Here is an 18,472-nt window from a genome sequence, read left to right on the forward strand (position 1 = left end):
GATGGCGATCACACCCGACGGCGGCACGCTCTACGTGGCAGCCATGGGCTCCAACAAGCTCGGCCGCTTCAGCACCTCGCAGCTCGAGGCCAACAGCTTCACGCCCTCGGCCAGCAGCCACGTGACGCTGACCGGCGGCCTGCCCACCGGTGTGGTGCTCGACGCACCGCGCGCCCGCGCCTTCGTGCTGACCCGCGGCGACAACGGCATCTCGGTGGTGAACACCACCAGCTTCACCGAAGCCGCGCACGTGAAGATGTTCAACCCCGAGCCGGCGGTGGTCGTGAACGGCCGACCCTTCCTGTACGACGCCCAACTCACCTCCAGCCGCGGCGATTCGTCGTGCTCGGGCTGCCACATCTTCGGCGACATGGACCACCTGTCCTGGGACCTCGGCAACCCCGACGAGCGCCGCGTGCAGAACCCCGGCACCTACAACGTGAACATCCCGCGCATCGGCCGCAACACCAACCTGCACCCGATGAAGGGCCCGATGACGACGCAAAGCCTGCGCGGCCTGGCCGGCAACGGCCCGATGCACTGGCGTGGCGACCGCACGGGCGCCAGCCGCGTGGCCGGCCAGTCGATCGAAGACCAGGCCTTCAAGGACTTCAACGTCGCCTTCACCGGGCTGCTGGGCCGCGACTCGCAGCTCACCGCGGCGCAGATGGACGCGTTCACCAAGTTCGCGCTGCGCCTGACCTACCCGCCCAGCCCCATCACCAACCTCGACAACTCGCTGACCACGGCGCAGGCGCAAGGCCAGACGGTCTACAACACCGTCACCTCCGACACGCTGACCACCTGCAACGGCTGCCACGTGGTGAACGGCACGGCCAAGCGCTTCGGCACCGACGGCACGCTGGCCATCGAGGGCGGCGGTGTCGATGAAGACATGAAGATCCCGCACCTGCGCAACATGTACCAGAAGGTCGGCATGTTCGGCGAGAACACGCAGGTCGCGAGCGTGGGCAACGTGGGCGACCAGATCAAGGGCTTCGGCTTCGACAACTCCGGCGCCTCGGGCACGGTGTTCCAGTTCCTGAGCGCGGCGGTGTTCACGCTCAATGCCACGCAGCGCGCGCAGGTCGAGCAGTTCGTGCTGGCCATGGGATCGGAGATGAACCCCATCGTCGGCCAGCAGGTCACGGTCACGCCGACCAACGCCACGCAGACCGACATCCGCGGCCGGCTCAACCTGCTGGTGGCCCGCGCCAACATCACCAGCCCGCGGGCCGAATGCGAGCTGGTGGCCAAGGGCGTGATTCAGAACCAGTCGCGCGGCTGGGTGATGAACAGCAGCCAGAACTTCGTGCCCAACAAGGCGAGCGAAGCGGCCGTCACGCTGCAAGGCCTGCTCGACCAGGCCAGCGCCGCCGGTGCGCCGCTCACCTTCACCTGTGTGCCACCGGGCAACGGCACGCGCATCGGTGTGGACCGCGATGCCAACAACACGCTCGACCGTGACTGATCTCCTCTAGCAAGCAGTACGACGAAAGACCTCCGTTGGCCCGCGGCGGTGTCACTCCGGTGGCACCCCGCGGGTGTTCTTTTTGGCGCGGGCTATCCTGTCGCCCGGTCCCACCAGTGAGGCAGCGTGCCGATGGAACATGTCGATGTACTGATCGTGGGCGCTGGCCTGTCGGGCATCGGCGCTGCCCACCACCTGCAGGCCGAATGCCCCGGCCGCAGCTACCTGATCCTGGAAAGCCGCGATGCCATCGGCGGCACCTGGGACCTGTTCCGCTATCCCGGGGTGCGCTCCGATTCCGACATGTACACGCTGGGCTATTCGTTCCGCCCGTGGACGAACCCGCGCGCCATCGCCGATGGCCCGACCATCCTTGACTACGTGCGCGACACCGCGCGCGAGGGCGGCATCGAGCCGCACGTCCGCTTCGGGCACCGTGTGAAGAGCGCGAACTGGTCCAGCGCCGAGGCGAAGTGGACGGTGCAGGCTGAGCGCGTGCCATCCGGCGAGAGCCTGGAACTCAGCTGCAGCTTCCTCTTCATGTGCGCCGGCTACTACAGCTACGACGCGGGCTACACACCCGAGTTCGCCGGCATCGAGCGCTTTGCCGGCCGCGTCGTCCACCCGCAGAAGTGGACGCCCGACATCGACTACAGCAAGCAGCGCGTGGTGGTGATCGGCAGCGGCGCCACCGCGGTCACCCTGGTGCCCGAGCTGGCCAAGCGGGCCGCCCACGTCACCATGCTGCAGCGCTCGCCGACCTACGTGGTGTCGCGCCCCGCGCAGGACCGCATCGCCAACTGGCTGCGCGGCAGGCTGCCGGCGCGGGCCGCCTACGCCATCACGCGCTGGAAGAACGTGCTGCTGGGCATGTACTTCTACCGTTTGTGCAAGCGCCGGCCGGAGTTTGTGCGCAAGCTCATCCAGAAGGGCGTGGTCGCCGCGCTCGGACCCAACTACGACGTGGCACGGCATTTCAGCCCGCGCTACAAGCCCTGGGACCAGCGCTTGTGCCTGGTGCCCGATGGCGACCTGTTCGCAGCCATCCGCGCGGGGCGCGCATCGGTGGTCACCGACCAGATTGAAAGTTTTACCGATCGCGGCATCCAGCTGGAGTCGGGTGCGCACCTTGAAGCCGACCTCATCGTCACCGCCACCGGTTTGCGGCTCAACCTGCTGGGCGACGTGCGGCTCAGCGTCGACGGGCAAGCCGTCGACCTGGCCCAGGCCCTGACCTACAAGGGAATGATGTTCAGCGGCGTGCCCAACCTCGCGTCGGCCTTTGGTTACACCAATGCCTCGTGGACGCTCAAGTGCGACCTGACCTGCGAGTACGTGTGCCGCCTGCTCAATCACATGGCCACCCACGGCTACCGCCAATGCACGCCGCGCAACAGCGACCCGTCGGTCCAGGCCGCGCCGTGGATCGACTTCAGCTCCGGCTACGTGCAGCGCGCCTTGGACAAGTTGCCAAAGCAGGGCACCGAGGCACCCTGGCGGCTGTACCAGAACTACGCGCGCGATCTATTGAGCTTGCGTTACGGCAGGCTCGACGATGGCGTGATGCGTTTCAGTTCTTGAGGCGTGCGTCCAGCCCGCCAAACTGGCTGCAACTTCTGCAGCTCGTCTGCTCAGGGGACTGCAGCAACTCGTCCCACCCGATGGGTTCGTTGCAGCTGTCGCACAAGCCGTAGCGGCCGCGGCCCAGGCGGCGTTCTGCTTCTTGCACTGCAGCGAGCGCCTCCTCGGCGCGCCGGACGCTGTTGGGTGAAGCGTCCGATTGAATCACCTGGTCCAGGTAACGCGACCGCTCTCGCAAGCGGCTCTGGAACAGGGCGAGCAGGATCAGGTCCGGGCCGGCGGTTCTCGGCGGCGACTCATTGCTTCCACTTGTCATGCTTTGTCTCCAACAGCGTGAACGTTCAGGGATGCACTGACTGCAGGGCCAAAGATAGATCGTGCTGCTGGTGGCAGCAAGCACTTTGAGCTTGCGCAATGGTCTTGCGTGGACTACGAATGAGAGTCCACCCCCACATGAGGAGACACAGCATGTCCAGCAAGACCCGCAAGGCAGGCGCGACCTCCAAGGCCGCAGACGCCGAGCCCGACGCCACCTTGAGCATTTCGCAGGATCAGCTGCAGGCGCTGATCCGCCTCACCGACGTGGTGTTCAAGGGCGCCGAGGAGATGCACCGCTGCCAGATGGAGGCCGCGCACCAGGCCCACGAGCGCCATGAACAAGCCCAGGCGCTGGTGGCCCAGGCGCGCACGACGGCCGAGTTGTTCGAGCTGCAGGCCGGTCTGCTGCGCTTCGACCTGGAGGCGTCGAGCCAGTACTGGCAGCGCATCGCCACCATTTGCGCCGAGACCCAGGCCAGCAGCCTGAGCCTGCTCAACCAGAGCGCGGCCACCGTGGGCGGCGACCTGGCCAAGCTCGTGGCCCAGCCGGTGGCAACGCCTGCCGCCCGGCCGCAGCCCGAGCCGGCACCAGAACTCCACGGCAGCGAGGCTGCCCATCAGGTGTGGAACCAGTGGGTCGACCTGGGAAAGCAGTGGGCCGACATGGTGTACCGCACCGAGGCCTCGTTGCACTGAGAAGCCGGAGCACCTGCGATCTCTGACAGGTGCGTGCCCTGGCCGCCGATGCTTCAATCGCGGCGAGGAACCTCGCCGCATGGCCCGTATCCTGATCATCGAAGACGACGCATCCAACCTGGAGATCGCCCAGTGCCTGCTCGAACACAGCGGGCACCGCGTCTCCGTGGCCACCGACGGGCGGGCCGGGCTGATCGCGGCCCGGCGCGAGCGGCCCGACCTGATCATCTGCGACCTGCACGCCCCGGCGCTCGAAGGATTCGGCGTGCTGGAGCAACTCAAGCTCGATGCCGCCTGCGGGCAGACCCCCATCGTCGCCGTGATGGCCGCCGCGGTGCGCGAGACGGAACGCGGCGCCGGCATGGCCGGCTTCGACGGCTACTTCTCCATGCCGCTGGCGCCCGAGGTATTCGTTGCGCAGATAGAGACGTTTCTGAACAAGCCTTGAGCTAACGCAAGCTGAGGCGGCATGGCCTCGACGTGGATATGGCGCTTCGGTCACAGTGCGCGCAGGAGCACACCCCAATGCACGAGACCCACGAATCCCCTGCCCACACCCTCACCAACCTGCCGGCCCAGGCCATCAGCGAAGAAGTGCTGATCGAGAAGTACGCCAAGGGCGACGAGCGCTCAGCCGAAGACGTCCACCAGCGCGTGGCGCGTGCGTTGGCGCAGGCCGAGCCGCCCAACCAGCGCGCGGTGTGGGAAGAGCGCTTTGCGCAGGCCCTGCGCCAGGGCTTCGTGCCGGCAGGGCGCATCCAGTCGGCGGCGGGCACCAGCCTGTCGGCCACGCTCATCAACTGCTTCGTGCAGCCGGTGGGGGACTCGATCGCCCAGGCCGAAGACGGCCACCCCGGCATCTACATCGCACTCACCGAGGCCGCCGAGACCATGCGGCGCGGTGGTGGCGTGGGCTACGACTTCTCGCGCATCCGCCCCCGTGGCGCCTGGGTGGGCAGCACGCAAAGCAGCGCCTCCGGCCCGGTGAGCTACATGCGCGTGTTCGACCGCTCCTGCGAAACGGTCGAGAGCGCCGGCGCGCGCCGCGGCGCCCAGATGGGCGTGCTGCGCTGCGACCACCCCGACATCGAGGAGTTCGTCCATGCCAAGGACGAAGGCGACCTGAAGAACTTCAACATCTCGGTGGGCGTGACCGATGCCTTCATGCAGGCCGTGCAGGCCGACGGCGAGATCGAACTCGTGCACCGCGCCGAACCCGGTGCGGCACAGAAGGCCGCCGGCGCCTATGCCAACGGGGCACTGTGGGTCTACCGCAAGCTGCGCGCGCGCGAGCTGTGGGACCAGATCATGCGGTCGACCTACGACCATGCCGAGCCCGGTGTGCTCTTCCTCGATCCGATCAACCGCGACAACAACCTCTCGTACTGCGAGACCATCGCCAGCACCAACCCCTGCGCCGAACAGCCGCTGCCGCCCTACGGCTGCTGCTGCCTCGGCTCGATCGACCTCACGCGCTTCATTGCCGACCCGTTCGAGGCCGAGGCGCGCTTCGACGAGGTGGCCTTCGCCAAGGTGGCACGCGTGGCGGTGCGCATGCTCGACAACGTGCTCGACGTGACCGTCTGGCCGCTGCCGCAGCAGCACGAAGAAGCGCGCAACAAGCGGCGCGTTGGCCTCGGTTTCACCGGCCTGGGCGATGCGCTGGTCATGCTCAACCTGCGCTACGACACGCCCGAGGCCCGCGCCATGGCGCGACGCATCGCCGAGGTGCTGCGCGACGCGGCGTATGAAGCCTCGGCCGACCTGGCGCAGGAGCGCGGCGCCTTTCCACTCTTCAACGCCGACCTGCTGCTCAGCAGCGGCACCTTCGCCTCGCGCCTGCCGCAGTGGCTGCGCGACCGCATCCGCGCCCATGGTTTGCGCAACTCGCACCTGCTGTCCATCGCGCCCACCGGCACCATCAGCCTGGCCTTCGCCGACAACGCGAGCAACGGCATCGAGCCGGCCTTCAGCTGGAGCTACACGCGCAAGAAGCGCATGCCCGACGGCAGCTTCAAGGAGTACGCCGTCGAGGACCATGCCTGGCGCCTCTACCGCCACCTGAAGGGCGAGCACGCGCCGCTCACGCCGGCCTTCGTCACCGCATTGGAGATGAGCGCGACCGACCACGCCGCCATGGTGGCCGCCGTGGCACCGTGCATCGACACCGCCATCTCCAAGACCGTGAACGTGCCGGCCGACTACCCCTATGCCGACTTCCAGAACCTCTACCTGCAGGCCTGGCAATCGGGCCTGAAGGGCCTGGCCACCTACCGGCCGAACAGCGTGCTCGGCTCCGTGCTCAGCACCACGCCCGGTGCAGGCGCCCCTGTCATGCAGCTCAATGACGCCAACCAGCGCCTGGCTCTGGAGCGCTTGCCGGCGCCGGTGCTGTCATCCCTGCGCTGGCCGGGGCGGCCCGAGCTGCCGGCCGGCAACAGCTCGTGGACGTACATGGTGCGCCACACCTTCGGCGAGTTCGCGCTCTTCGTCGGCGAATTCGCAGGCGAGGGCGGGGCGCCCAAGCCGTTCGAGGTGTGGATCAACGGCGCCGAGCAGCCGCGCGGCCTGGGCGCGCTCGCCAAGACCTTGTCGATGGACCTGCGCGCTGACGACCCGGCCTGGCTGCAGCTCAAGCTCGACGTGCTCGCCACCGTGGCCGAAGAGCGCTCGTTCGAGATGCCGTTCCCGCCCAGCGGCGAGCGGCGGCTCTTCCCCGGCGTGGTGGCCGCCACCGCGGCCGTGATCCGCTGGCGCTGCGAGCAACTCAAGGCGCTGCCACGCTCGGGCGCCAAGGCCCCCACGCCGGTGATCGACGCCATGTTCGCCCGCGACGAGCCGCACACCGGCCCCTCGGGCACGCTGGCCTGGGCGGTGGATGTGAGCAACCCCGCCACCGGCGAAGACTTCACCCTCACGCTGAAAGAAGTCACGCTGCCCGGCCACGACGGCCTGCCTGTCACCCGCCCGTGCGCGGTGGGCTTCTCGGGCAACTACCCGCGCGCGCTCGACGGCCTGGCGCGCGTGCTCTCGCTCGACATGCGCGTGGTCGACCCCGCGTGGATCGGCATGAAGCTGCGCAAGCTGCTCAACTACGCCGAACCGCTGGGTCACTTCATGGCATTCGTGCCCGGCCTGCCGCACGGCGAACGCCGCCAGCAGACCTGGCCTTCCACGGTGGCCTACCTCGCGCGGCTCATCATCCACCGCTACGCCATGCTGGGCGTGCTGACAGAAGACGGCTTCCCGGTGCGCGACATGGGCGTGCTCGAACCGGCCGACGACGCCAACACGTCATCCCCCATGCTCACCGGTGCGGTGTGCCCCGAGTGCGGCAACCCGAATGTGATCCACAAGGATGGCTGCGACTTCTGCACCGCGTGTGGCTATGTGGGGCAGTGCGGGTAGGTCGGCCGGTGGGTTTGCGGGCAGCGGTGCCGTCTGTCAATCCGACTGAAGGCGCATCCGAGAGGCCAGCAGGAGAGTGGCCAGGCAGGTCGCCAGGACGACCAGGCCGGCCGGGATCCAGTCCGTGGCGTGCAATGGGCGTAGGTTCATCCAGCGGCTGATCACCGGCGCCTGCACCAGCAGGCCCAGCGAGGCCAGCGTCCCGACCACAAGCCAGCGCGCAGCGGCCCGACGCAACCGCGTCAGGCCGATCGTGATGCTTGCGCTGGCCGCCAGCAGAACGGTGAGGGCCATTGCGCGTGCATGGTCGACGTCCTGGTCTGTTCCCAGCGCATGGAGGTAGCTCCACACCACGGCGACGCTCAACATGGCACCCACCAGGCCGATCCCGAGCCAGACGCGCGTCGAGAAGAAGCGGGCGTGGCGGTGGTGCGAGACGGGCGACAGTGGACCCACCCGCGGCAAGTCCTGGAACGCCAGCATCGCCGTCGGGTGGATCACGAGTTCCAGCCACACGATGTGAATGGGCTGGAACAGCAGGGGCATATCCATGAGCGGGATGGCGGCGGCCCCGATCACGAGCGGGATGTGCACGAGCAGCAGGTAGACGAACGAGAGCCTGAGGTTCTCGAACAGCTGGCGGCCTTCCGCCACGGCGTCGACGATGGTTCTGAAGTTGTCGTCGAGCAGCACCACCGGAGCCACTTCGCGGGCGCTGCGCGTGCCGCGCTCGCCCATGGCCACGCCGATGTCGGCCAGGCGAAGCGCCGGGACGTCGTTCACGCCATCGCCCGTCACGGCGACGAGTTCACCTTGTGCCTGCAGCGCTTGCACGATGGCGAGCTTCTGGGTGGGCGTCGCACGCGCCACCACGTGGGTTCCGTCGCCCGCACCGAGCGCTGCAGCGACGTCGTCGTCCGGCCCGAGGACGACGACCTTGCCGGCCTCCCCGCAGAGGCCGATCTCGCGCGCGATCGCTGCGGCCGTGGTGGGGTGATCTCCCGTCACCATGATGACGCGCATGCCAGCGGCGATGCAGTCCCCGATGGCCTGGCGCACGCCCTCTCGCACCGGATCTTCGAAGGCGAGCAAGCCGGCGAACCTGAACCCTGCACCGGGCTCGACGTCCATCGGTTCACCGGCAGGCCAGTCGCGGCGTGCGCAGGCGATGACCTTGTGGCCCGAGCTTGCGTACTCCTCGACGCGAGCCAGCCAGGCCGCCCGTTCGGCGCCCGGCATGTTGCACGTCGCCAGCACCGTCTCCGGAGCCCCCTTGGTGAAGGCGACCGGATTGCCTGAAGCCGGGCGCCTGATGACCGTCTCGCGCCGCCGGGCCTCGGTGAACGGGAACTCCGACAGCGTCGTGGCCGCGGGCATCGGGCCCGACGCCGCGTGCAGTGCCTCGTCGAGCGGATCGCCGCTGTCCGGCCTGCCGGCGAAGCTTGCCACCTGCAGCACCGAACGGTCGTCCTCGCCGGCGGCGGGCATCCGGTGCGCGAGGACAAGCGAGCCCGCGGTGATGGTCCCGGTCTTGTCCGACACGATGCAGGTCACGCGGCCGATGTTCTCTACCGCCACCGCGCGCCGCACAAGGGCCTTTTTGCGCGCCAGGCGGAAGACGCCGACCCCCAGAAAGAACGTGTAGACGACCGGAAACTCTTCGGGCAGGGCCGCCACCGCGAGCGTCACGGCGCTGAGAAGCGCGTCAATCCATCCATGGCCGTGCCACAGCCGGATCGCTGCCAGGACGATGCACATCACGATCGCCGCGCCGAGCAGGACCGTCACCAGTTGCCCGATGGCCTTCTGCAGAGGGGTGGCGCTGTGGCCACCTTCGGTGGCGGTCCGCACGATCTCGCCATAGCGGGTATCCCCGCCGATGCAGGCGATGCGCAGCCGGGCCTGGCCGGTGAGCAGGCGGGTTCCGGCGGCGGCCCAATGTTCCTCGGACGCGCTGGCGGGCAGCGCCCCATTCGCGAGGTCGAGCACCCGCTTTGCAACCGGCAGCGATTCGCCCGTCAGGGTCGATTCGTCTGCTTGCAGGCCGCTGCCCGACACCAGCAGACCGTCCGCAGGGAAGTACTCGCCCGCCTTGACCTCGGCCAGGTCGCCGGGAACCAGCTCGCGCGACGGGATGTGCTGCCACCGCCCATCGCGCAGCACGCGTGCCGAGCTCGCCAGGCGGCTCGCCAGCCCCGCGGACGACGCCGTCGTGCGCCGGTGCAGGTAGGCGTCCATGCCCAGCAGCGGCACCATGGCCACCAGGAGGGTCATCGACTCAGTGGCCTGACCCAGCAGGCCGAACAGGCCGGCGGTCAGCACCAGGAACCACAGCATGGGGTCGCGTGCCGTGTCGCGCGCGACCACGAGCCAGCCGCTGGCGGCCTCGGCCACGATGTCGTTGAAGCCATGGCGGCGTTGTGCCTCGACCGTTGCAGTGTCGAGACCGGCATCACCCAGGCGCAAGGCCGGCAATCTGTCGAGAGGAACACCGCGCTGACCCATGCTTCGTCTTCCTCGCCAGGCGCGTCGTGCCGTGCAATGGGCGCAGTCTCGGCCTTGCCCCGGCGCCTCCCGTTGACGCCCGTCAATTTGCCGGGAGATGCTCGCGCATCAGCCTCGGCATCACCGCAGCGGCACCGACCACTGGATGGCGGCGTGCCGGTACCCCGCCGAAACGACGATGGGAGCCGGCTCCACGAACACCCACGTCGAAACCGCGGAAACGGCTGCTGCGCCGGCGACGTCGACCCAGCGATGCCGTTGGCTTTGCACCCGCGTATAGCCGACGTAGGTGGCCAGCGCGTACAAGGGCAATGCCGGCTCCAAGCCGTGTCGCCGGTGGACGAAGGTGGCCGCCGCAAAGGCGCGCGCGGCATGTCCGGAGGGGAAGGACTGGTCGTTGCTTTGATCGGGACGCTCGACGTGCGTCGTGCGCTTGAGAACCTCGGTCACTCCGAGGGTGGTCGCGAAGGACAAGACGAACTGCGTTGCGCCTTCACGGTCACCGTGCCAGACCTCCACGGCCAGCACGCCGGCGGGCAGGAGGTAGCTCAGCGCATCGCCGGCTTCGCGTTCATCGTCGGTGCCCGCCAGTGAGGCCATGGCTGTGCAGGTGAGGAGCAGCGCACAGATGGCCCTGCGCAACTCGCCGGTCAGCAACGACATCAACATGATGAATTGATTCTGGAGCGCGCTCGTCGAGGGAGATTGCGCTTGCGCAATGCGGACGCCTCAGGGCGGGCAAGTTGCAGTCTGCGGCAGATCACAGTCGTGTCCGGGGTACTTCCGGCACGACGTGATGGGCTTGCTTGAGGTAGGCGAATGCGCTCAGGTTGGCCTGGTTGGCCACATGGGCTGCTTCAGGTCTGACCAGCGCCACGCGCAGCGCTTCATCGCGCCAAGCTGGTGGTGGTGGTGGGAGCAGCGTTGCCCTTGGCGCCGCCCGTGTCGAGGCCGAGCGCCGCGCCCACGGTGAGGCCGTCGCCTTCCTGGGCCTTCGGCTCTTCGGTGCGCATGCGCTCGGCGGCCAGGCCGCGGCCGGTGAGCTCGCGGCGGATGGCCTCGGCACGTTCGCCGGCAAGTGCGGTCAGCGCCGCGTCGTCGACCACCTCGGCTTCGAGCAGGCGCTGCATCATCAGCGTGGGCAGATCGCCGCCACGCAGGCGTGCCGCTTCTTCCGCCAGCGCCTTGGCGCCGAAGCGTTGGGTGTAGAGCTTCTCCAGCGCCTCTCGCGTGGTGGGCTGCGCGAGGCTGATCGGGCCGGGGTCTTCGGTGGGGCCGATCTGGCGGCCGCCTTGCTGGGCGACGGCGCGGCGCAGTCGCAGTTCCTGGATGGCCTCGCGGTCGCTGCGCGGGTTGTAGGTGCCGCGCACGGTGAGCGTGAGTTCGGGCTTCTTGGCCAGCACGGCGGGCAGCTTGGCCAGCTTCTCGCGTTCGGGCGGCAGCAGTTCGGCGCGGCCGGGGTCGAAGGTCACGCTTTCCATCTTGTCGGCATCGGCCCCGAGCAACGCGCCAAGCGCGCGGAAGGGCGCGGTGACGACCTTGGTGACCACGTTGACGAACACCTTCCAGATGAGCGCACCGTAGCTGAACTTCGGGTCGTCCAGGCTGCCGGAGACGGGCAGGCCGAGGTCGATCTTGCCTTCGGAGTCTTTCAGCAGCGCGAGCGCCAGGTCGAGCGGCAGGTTGGCGGCCGAGGGGCTGTCGATGTGTTCGCCCAGCACCAGCTTGTCCATGATGACCTGGTTGTTGCCGACGAGCTGGCGGTCCTTGATCTTGTATTCGAGGTCGAGCGAGAGCTTGCCGGACTGGATCTTGCGCCCGGCAAAGGTGGCGGAGTAGGGCGTGAGCGAGGTCATCTCGACGTTGCGGAAGGCCACCTTCAGATCGGTGAAGCCGGTGGGATCGAAGAGGTTGATCTGACCGGCGGCCCGTGCGAGGCCGAACTCGTCGACCTGGCCGTCGAGTTGCACCTGTGCCGCGCCGCCAGGCCGGCTGGACAGCCCGTTCACCTGGCCGTTGAGCTTGTGGATGAGTGCACCAAAGGGCAGGGCGAGCGACAGGTCGGAGAAGTCCATCCGGCCTTCGGTGACGCGCAGGCGTTCGATGTCGACCTGGTAGCCGGGCGACTCCTTCTTCGGTGGTGGCGCGCTGGCCGCACCGGCTGGGGCCGCCAACGGAGAGCTGGGCTTGAGCAGCTTGGCGACATTGACGGATCGGTCTTGGAAGACGACGACCTTGGCATCCACGCCATCGAGCAGCAGCTCGCCCACCTGCAGCCGCTCGGGCGTCACCGTGAGCTTGGTGGTGGAGAGCGACTTCCATGCGAGGAAGCGTTCGCGGCTGCTCTCTTCGTTGAGCAGCAGGTTCTTGAGCGAGAAGCCGCCGTCGTAGCGCAGCTGGCCCTGCTGGTAGCGCAGGCGTCCTTGCGTGCTGGCCTGGCCGCCGGCCAGCACCACGTTGGTCGACTTCGCCACGTAGGGCTGGGCCGGCGTGAAGCTGAGGTCGCTGAGCTTGAGCTGCAGGTCGGCCGAGGGGGCGGTCGGCGCGACCTTTCCGCTGGCTTCGAAGCGGCCGCCGTGGCGCAGGCGCAGCTTGAGTTGCATGGGCGCCAAGGCCTTGGGGTCGTCGCTCAGGTTCTCGGCGCTGGCGGTGATGTCGTCGAGCCCCAGGCTGGCGGCGGGGGAGACCGATTCGTCACGCAAGGCGACGCCGAAGTCGCTCAGCTCCAGTTTGGCCACGTGGTAGTGCAGGGGCTGCGGAGGCTGTGCCGGAGGCGGCGGCGGCGGGCCGGCGCGGCCCAGGGCCTGCAGCAGCGGCAGCTCGCCTTTGCCGTCGCGCAGCGCGTTGATGCGGCCGCCGCTCACCGCCACGCGGCCGAGCGCCACGTCGAGCGCGGGCAGCGTGGCGCGGCCGTCTTCCACCTTGGCCGAGGCCAGCTCGAACCAGGGCTGGGCGATGCCGACGCTTGCAAGCGTGAGGGTGCCGAGCTCCACGCCGATCCCCTCGAGGTTCAGCTGCAACGGGCCGTCGCCTGCGCTGCCTTGCACCTTGAAGCCGAGCCTGGCCTGCCCGATTTCGGCGGTGAGCGGCGCGGCGAACTGGTGCGACACCACGCGCACCGCCAGCTTGTCGACAGCGGCCCGGCCGAGCGAGAAACGCCAGGGCGCCGGGGCCTGCGCGGCGCTGGCCGCGGGGGCGGGTGCCGACGCTGCGGCGGGCAGCCAGGCCAGCACGTTGGGCTGGCCCTGGGCATCGAGGTCGAGCGCAAGCTTGCCGCCTTCGATGCTGAAGCTGTCGAGCGACGCCTCACGCTTGCCGAGGTCGAGGCGGCCGCCACTCAGGTGCACCGCATCGAGCGCGATCGAAGGCTGCGCATCGTCGGGGCCGCGCAGCACCAGCTTCTCCAGGCTGGCTTCGACACCGTCGAGTTGCAGATCGAAGACCTTGGCGGCATAGCGCGCGTGGTAGCCCAGCTTCACGGCGGCCTTGCCTTGCGGCTGGGCGATCTTGAGCCGCTGCCGGGTGTAGGGCCACAGCCGATCGAGGAACACGTCATCGACCGCCAGCTCGCCGCGGGCCACCAGCGGGTTCAGGCCGAGTTCGCCTTTCCACCTGATCTTGGCGCCGATGCCGGTGACGGCGGACAGGCTGTGTTCGCCGCGGTCCTCGGGCAAGGTGGAGAGGTTCTCCAGGTCGATGTCGAGCGGGTCGATCCGGGTGCGAAAGCCGCCGGGCACCATGTGGTCGACCAGCTCGATGCGGCCGCGTTCGATCAGCAGCTGGCGCAGCAGCATGCGGGTCGGTTGGGCGTCGCCTTGGGTCTTCGGGGTCGGCGGGCCGGCGAAAGCATCGGCCACATCGAGCCAGTTCAGGCGGCCGTTGGCACCCAGTTCCACGGCCACCACGGGTTCGCTGATGCGCACCTGGTCGAACACGTAGGCGCGCTTGAAGAGGCTGCGGGTGTCGACGTTGGCCACCAGCTGCTTCACGCTCAGCAGTGGCTTGCCGCCCGGTTCGCTGAACACCACGCCATCGAGTTGCGCCGCCAGGCGGAAGGGGTTGAAGCGCGCATGCTCGATGGTGAGCTGGTAGGCGCTCCTGTCGGCCACCGCCCTGGGCGCTGCCCACTTCACCAGCGGCTCGAACGCGAACCACGAGAACAACAGGTAGACCAGCACCAGCCCGGCCACGGTGAGGGCCGGGATGCTGAGCAACAGTCGTCGGATGGAAGTGGGCATGGTGCGGGGTGGGTTGCGTCTTGTACTGCGGCAAGTATCCCTGGCGCAAGGCTTGCACCTTGGTGTCCACACCCGCAACACCCGCGAGGGCTTGACGAGCCATCGCCGGGCGGTGTCAACTGCGCGGGCCGCTGGCGGCCCCAACCTTTCCCCGGTATCACCAGGAGCTTTGAATGAGCAGAACCCGTGTCTTTGGTGCGTTCGTCTGCAGCAGTGCGCTGCTTTTGTCGGCCCACGCGATGGCGCAAGGTGCCGCCGCCGCGGTGGCCAAGGCCGATGCGCCCGGCCTGCGCGCCAAGGTGGGTGAACTGGTGGTCAAGGCCAAGGTCGTCGAGCTGGACACGGCCCAGCGCATCATCACGCTGCGCCGTCCCAACGGGGAACTGCTGTCGTTCGACGTGCCGGCCGAGGTGAAGAACCTCGAAGCCGTTCGCGTGGGCGACGACCTCGTGCTGCGCTATGCGGTGGCGGCCGTGGCCTCGCTGGAACCCACGGGGAGCAAGTCGGGCATCCGCGAGCGCGTGGTCAGCAGCTCCTCTGCCGCCGCCGCGAGCGGCGCCGCACCGGGCATCGCAGGCCGCCGCAAGGTCGACGTGCTGGCGGTCATCCAGTCGATCGACAAGAAGAACCGCACCGCCACGCTGCGCGGCGCCAAGCGGACCATCACGGTCGACGTGCCGCCAGACATCGACCTCAAGAAGGTGAAAGTGGGTGACGAGGTGCGCGCAAGCGTCATCGAGTCTGCCGTGCTGAGCTTCGAGCCCGCCGCTGCGGCCGCCAAGAAGTGAGCAAACCTTTGTTTGACCGCATGAGCCGCTGGGCCGGCGTGCTCACCATGGGAATGCTGCTGCCCCTGGCCGCATCCGCGCAGAGCGGCCTCGGCTTCCTGAAGAACTCGCCCATCAACTACTTCAACAACGAAGACATCCGGTTGATGCGCAAGAACGTGGACGACCTGCTGGCCAAGGGGGAGCAAGGCGCCAAGGGCCAGTGGAGCAACCCCAAGACCAAACACGCCGGCGAAGCCGAGATCACCGAGACCTTCAGCGCCGACGGCATGTCGTGCAAGCGGGTGCGGGTGATCAACCAGGCCAAGGGGCTCAAGAGCGACGCTAGCTACCCCCTGTGCAACTACCCTGGCAAGGGCTGGCGCGTGCGGCAGGAGTGAGTCTCTCAATGACCCGTTGCCAAATGGCTCGCGTCGAAGGCAAGATGGCTTCCCCCCGGTACCCAAGGAAAACGACCATGAACTACCGACTCCTGACCCTGGCCGCCGCCGTGGCGCTCGTGACTGTCGCGTGCTCCAGCACGCAGTACATCATCAGCACCAAGGAAGGCCGCATGCTCGAAGCCCATGGCAAACCCAAGTACGACGAGAAGACGGGCATGTACGTCTATGAAGACGCCGACGGCAAGAAGGCCACCATCCTGAAGAGCGACGTGGTCCAGATCATGGAGCGTTGAGCCCGCGCAGCAGCGGCGAGGGCAGCTGTCCTACACGCCTCTGCTCCCCTCACCGATAGCGGCAGCCTCGGCGCCGGCGCACAGTGTCGTCACACAGCGCCATCGCCGAGGCAGTCATGAAGCACCAACTGTTCCCCGCAGTCACTCTCACGGTCATTGGCCTGGCGGTCGCCTCGACCTCGTGGCTCAGCGGGAGTGCAGTGGCAGCCCCCGACACGGCCGAGTTCGGCGAACTGATCAGCTGGCCTGACCGAGCGGAGCTTCCCGCCCCGGCTGCGGCCTGGGTCGCGCCGGCAACACGGCACGAAGCTCCGCCAGCAGTTGCTCGGGCGACGTCGGCTTGGGCAGCACGCGAAAGCCGCCTTCCGTCGCCTCATCCAGCTGTTCTGCGTAACCCGTCGTGAGCAGCACCGGCAGGCCGGGCATGCGGCGGCGCAACTCGAAGGCCAGCCCGATGCCGTTGATCGAGCCGGGCATCGCGATGTCACTCAGCACCGCGTCGGGCAGCGCGGAGGCGTTGGCGAGATAGGCCAGCGCGGCGTCGGCGCTCGCGACGCGCAGCACCTCCAGGCCCGCGGTTCGCAGCATGATCTCGGTGGTGCTGGCGAGTTCGTCGTTGTCTTCCACCAGCAGGATGCGCCCGCTCAGCTTGCCGGCCATCGGCTCCTCTTCGGCCTCGGCGCCTGCAACGGTGCGCTGCGAGGCGGGCAGCTGCATGCGCACCGTGGTGCCGCGGCCCACTTCGCTGTCGATCTCGACCGAGCCGCCCGCCTGGGCACAGAAGCCCTGCACCTGGCTCAGGCCGAGGCCCGAGCCGGCGCCCTTGTCGCGCGTGGTGAAGAAGGGCTCCATCACCTTGGCCAGCAAGTGCGCGGGAATGCCCACGCCACTGTCGGTGACGGCGATGCCCACCCGGCGCGGCGCATCGGCGGGCCCGCCGGCCGGCAGGTTGCCGGCATGGATGCGCAGCGTGCCACCCTGGGGCATGGCGTGGCCCGCGTTCACCACCAGGTTGATGAGCGCCAATTCCAGCTCGCCCACGTCGACCTCGATCGGCGCCGTGTCGGGCTCCACCGTGAGCTGCCAGCTCACGCCAGGTGGCAGCGTGACCTTGATCAGCCCCTCGGTCGCCGGCAGCCAGCTCTGAAGGCTGACCACCTCGGGCCGCAGCGCCTGCTTGCGCGAGAAGGAGAGCAGCTGCCGCGTGAGCCGCACGCCGGTCTGGATGGCCCGGCTCATGGCCTTGACCTGCTTCTGCTCGGCCAGCTCCGGGTGCAGGCGCTTGAGCACGTGCAGGCTGGTGTTGACGATGGCGAGCAGGTTGTTGAAGTCGTGCGCCACACCGCCAGTGACGACCGCCAGCGTCTCCAGCTTCTGCGCTTCCAGCATGCTCTTCTCGGCCTTGGCGCGGCGGCGGCTCTGCTCCTGCAGCTGCAGCATGGCCGCCTGTTCGCGCCGGGTTTTCTTGAGGGCCACCCACGACACGTAGACCAGCCCCGCGGTCGTGGGCACGAGGATGGCCGCGAGCAGCCCGACGAAGCGGATCCACCCGGCCAGCATGCCCTCGCGGCCGAAGCCGGCCGTGACGAACAGCGGGTAGCCTTCAACGCGCTTGAAGCTCACGATGCGCGTGACGGCGCCGTCGATCGACGGCAGCGTGATGTTGCCGGCATACACGCCTTCGGCGATGCGCGCGAGGACCGGGCTGTTGGCCGGTACGCGGGTGCGGCCGTCGGTGGTCGGGGGCCAGCGGGCGATGATCTCGCCGTCGAGCCGGATCAGGGCAAACACCCCGAGGTGCGGTGCTTCGGTGGAGAGCGAGCGGTAGTAGTCGCGGAAGAACTCCGGCTTCATCGACACTGCCACCACGCCACGGAAGCTGCCGTCAGCCGAGGTTCGTCGCATGGTGGCATTGAAGAGCTCCAGGCCTGTCTGCCGGCCCTTGAGCACTTCGCTCACGCCCAGGGGCAGGTTGGCGGCGCGCTGCTCCTGGAAGTAGGCGCGGTCCGCGACGGACGCAGCGGGGTCCACGGGAAAGATGTCGCTGCGTGCGATCGGCCGGCCTTCGGCGTCCCACACGTTGAGGTTGAGGATGGACGGCTGGCTCACCGTCATGTCGGACAGGCGCTGGTGGATCTCGAGTTCGCGGTGCCGCGCCACCACGTCAGGCGCGGCGGAGATCGAGTCGGCCCGGCGCGCGATGTCCGCCGCGGTGGAGAGCGTGCGCCGCGCATGCTCGTAGACCAGGTCGCAGGCGTGGGCCGCCGCCAGCTCGGCATCGCGCTGGGCGCGCTCGAAACCCCACCAGGCGGTCATGACGAAGGCGGTCGTGGGCACCAGGAAGGCACCCCACAACACGGCGCGCAGCCAGGCCGTGAGCGGCGTCTCGATCTCCTGGCCCGGGGTGCCTTCGCTGTCTTGCGAGTGCGCCCGCCCGAACTGGCCGCACAGCAGGGCAATGACGATGGATGCAAGCAGGAAGGAGCCGACCTCGATCGGGCGGTCGGTGTGGTCGATGTTCGGGGGCAGCGAGGGCAGTGCGGCAGCGACGGCGCACAGCAGGGCCGTCAGCAGGCCGGGCCCGGTGCCCCACATCACGGAGGCCAGCACCGTCAAGGGAAAGGCGACGACGAAGGGCAGCCGGTCGCCGAGCAGGGGCTCCGCGATGCCTCGCAATGCCACCGCCAGCACCCCCACCATGGCGGCCCAGGCCCAGTCGCGCAACGGGGAAGGTCTCGCCAGGGACATGTGTGGCCAGGGTGACGTATGTGAAGAGCTTGCATTCATCTTA

13 protein-coding genes are annotated in these 18,472 nt (G+C 68.5%); 8 read left to right on the forward strand and 5 right to left on the reverse strand.

What is annotated here, in order from left to right; all coding sequences use genetic code 11:
• Positions 1 to 1,471: YncE family protein (locus VFL64_RS13300; protein ID WP_489540861.1), on the forward strand; the 1,471-nt coding region annotated here is incomplete at its 5' end.
• A 132-nt stretch (positions 1,472 to 1,603) separates the two neighbouring features.
• Positions 1,604 to 3,052, forward strand: a complete 1,449-nt coding sequence (locus tag VFL64_RS13305) for a flavin-containing monooxygenase (RefSeq protein WP_489540873.1) — start codon at positions 1,604 to 1,606, stop codon at positions 3,050 to 3,052.
• On the opposite strand, the gene VFL64_RS13310 is transcribed toward VFL64_RS13305, so the two are convergent.
• Positions 3,042 to 3,368 (reverse strand): hypothetical protein, encoded by a 327-nt coding sequence (locus VFL64_RS13310; protein WP_489540862.1) that lies wholly within the window; start codon positions 3,366 to 3,368, stop codon positions 3,042 to 3,044. The two genes, VFL64_RS13305 and VFL64_RS13310, sit on opposite strands and share 11 nt — an antisense overlap.
• A 152-nt stretch (positions 3,369 to 3,520) precedes the next feature.
• Here VFL64_RS13310 and VFL64_RS13315 point away from each other — a divergent pair, with 152 nt between their 5' ends.
• The 3 genes from VFL64_RS13315 to VFL64_RS13325 all read left to right on the forward strand — a co-directional run bounded on the left by VFL64_RS13315 (position 3,521) and on the right by VFL64_RS13325 (position 7,474).
• A complete protein-coding gene (locus tag VFL64_RS13315; protein ID WP_489540863.1) occupies positions 3,521 to 4,066 on the forward strand; it encodes a phasin family protein in 546 nt (181 codons plus the stop codon).
• Positions 4,067 to 4,145: 79 nt separating this feature from the next.
• Positions 4,146 to 4,514 (forward strand): response regulator, encoded by a 369-nt coding sequence (locus tag VFL64_RS13320; protein WP_489540864.1) that lies wholly within the window; start codon positions 4,146 to 4,148, stop codon positions 4,512 to 4,514.
• 77 nt (positions 4,515 to 4,591) lie between these two features.
• On the forward strand, positions 4,592 to 7,474 hold the full coding sequence (locus tag VFL64_RS13325; RefSeq protein ID WP_489540865.1) for an adenosylcobalamin-dependent ribonucleoside-diphosphate reductase: 2,883 nt from the start codon (positions 4,592 to 4,594) through the stop codon (positions 7,472 to 7,474).
• A 36-nt stretch (positions 7,475 to 7,510) separates the two neighbouring features.
• On the opposite strand, the gene VFL64_RS13330 is transcribed toward VFL64_RS13325, so the two are convergent.
• From VFL64_RS13330 to VFL64_RS13340, 3 genes are all read right to left on the reverse strand, one after another.
• Complete coding sequence (locus VFL64_RS13330) at positions 7,511 to 9,979, reverse strand: cation-translocating P-type ATPase (RefSeq protein WP_489540866.1); 2,469 nt, start codon at positions 9,977 to 9,979, stop codon at positions 7,511 to 7,513.
• A 120-nt stretch (positions 9,980 to 10,099) separates the two neighbouring features.
• Positions 10,100 to 10,648 carry a phosphatase PAP2 family protein gene (locus VFL64_RS13335; protein WP_489540867.1) on the reverse strand — a complete coding sequence of 183 codons (549 nt, stop codon included), beginning with the start codon at positions 10,646 to 10,648 and terminating at the stop codon, positions 10,100 to 10,102.
• 218 nt (positions 10,649 to 10,866) lie between these two features.
• Positions 10,867 to 14,217, reverse strand: a complete 3,351-nt coding sequence (locus VFL64_RS13340) for a DUF748 domain-containing protein (RefSeq protein WP_489540868.1) — start codon at positions 14,215 to 14,217, stop codon at positions 10,867 to 10,869.
• A gap of 173 nt (positions 14,218 to 14,390) precedes the next feature.
• Between VFL64_RS13340 and VFL64_RS13345 the strand changes: the two genes are divergently transcribed.
• The 3 genes from VFL64_RS13345 to VFL64_RS13355 all read left to right on the forward strand — a co-directional run bounded on the left by VFL64_RS13345 (position 14,391) and on the right by VFL64_RS13355 (position 15,681).
• Complete coding sequence (locus VFL64_RS13345) at positions 14,391 to 15,005, forward strand: hypothetical protein (protein ID WP_489540869.1); 615 nt, start codon at positions 14,391 to 14,393, stop codon at positions 15,003 to 15,005.
• On the forward strand, positions 15,002 to 15,385 hold the full coding sequence (locus tag VFL64_RS13350) for a hypothetical protein (RefSeq protein WP_489540870.1): 384 nt from the start codon (positions 15,002 to 15,004) through the stop codon (positions 15,383 to 15,385). Before VFL64_RS13345 ends, VFL64_RS13350 begins: the two co-directional genes overlap by 4 nt.
• A gap of 77 nt (positions 15,386 to 15,462) precedes the next feature.
• On the forward strand, positions 15,463 to 15,681 hold the full coding sequence (locus tag VFL64_RS13355) for a YgdI/YgdR family lipoprotein (protein ID WP_489540871.1): 219 nt from the start codon (positions 15,463 to 15,465) through the stop codon (positions 15,679 to 15,681).
• 237 nt (positions 15,682 to 15,918) lie between these two features.
• Here VFL64_RS13355 and VFL64_RS13360 read toward each other — a convergent pair whose 3' ends face one another.
• Complete coding sequence (locus VFL64_RS13360) at positions 15,919 to 18,429, reverse strand: ATP-binding protein (protein ID WP_489540872.1); 2,511 nt, start codon at positions 18,427 to 18,429, stop codon at positions 15,919 to 15,921.
• Positions 18,430 to 18,472 lie beyond the last annotated feature (43 nt).

It is taken from the genome of Rhizobacter sp. (genome assembly GCF_035702065.1).
In the GTDB taxonomy this organism is placed as follows: Bacteria; Pseudomonadota; Gammaproteobacteria; order Burkholderiales; family Burkholderiaceae_C; genus Rhizobacter.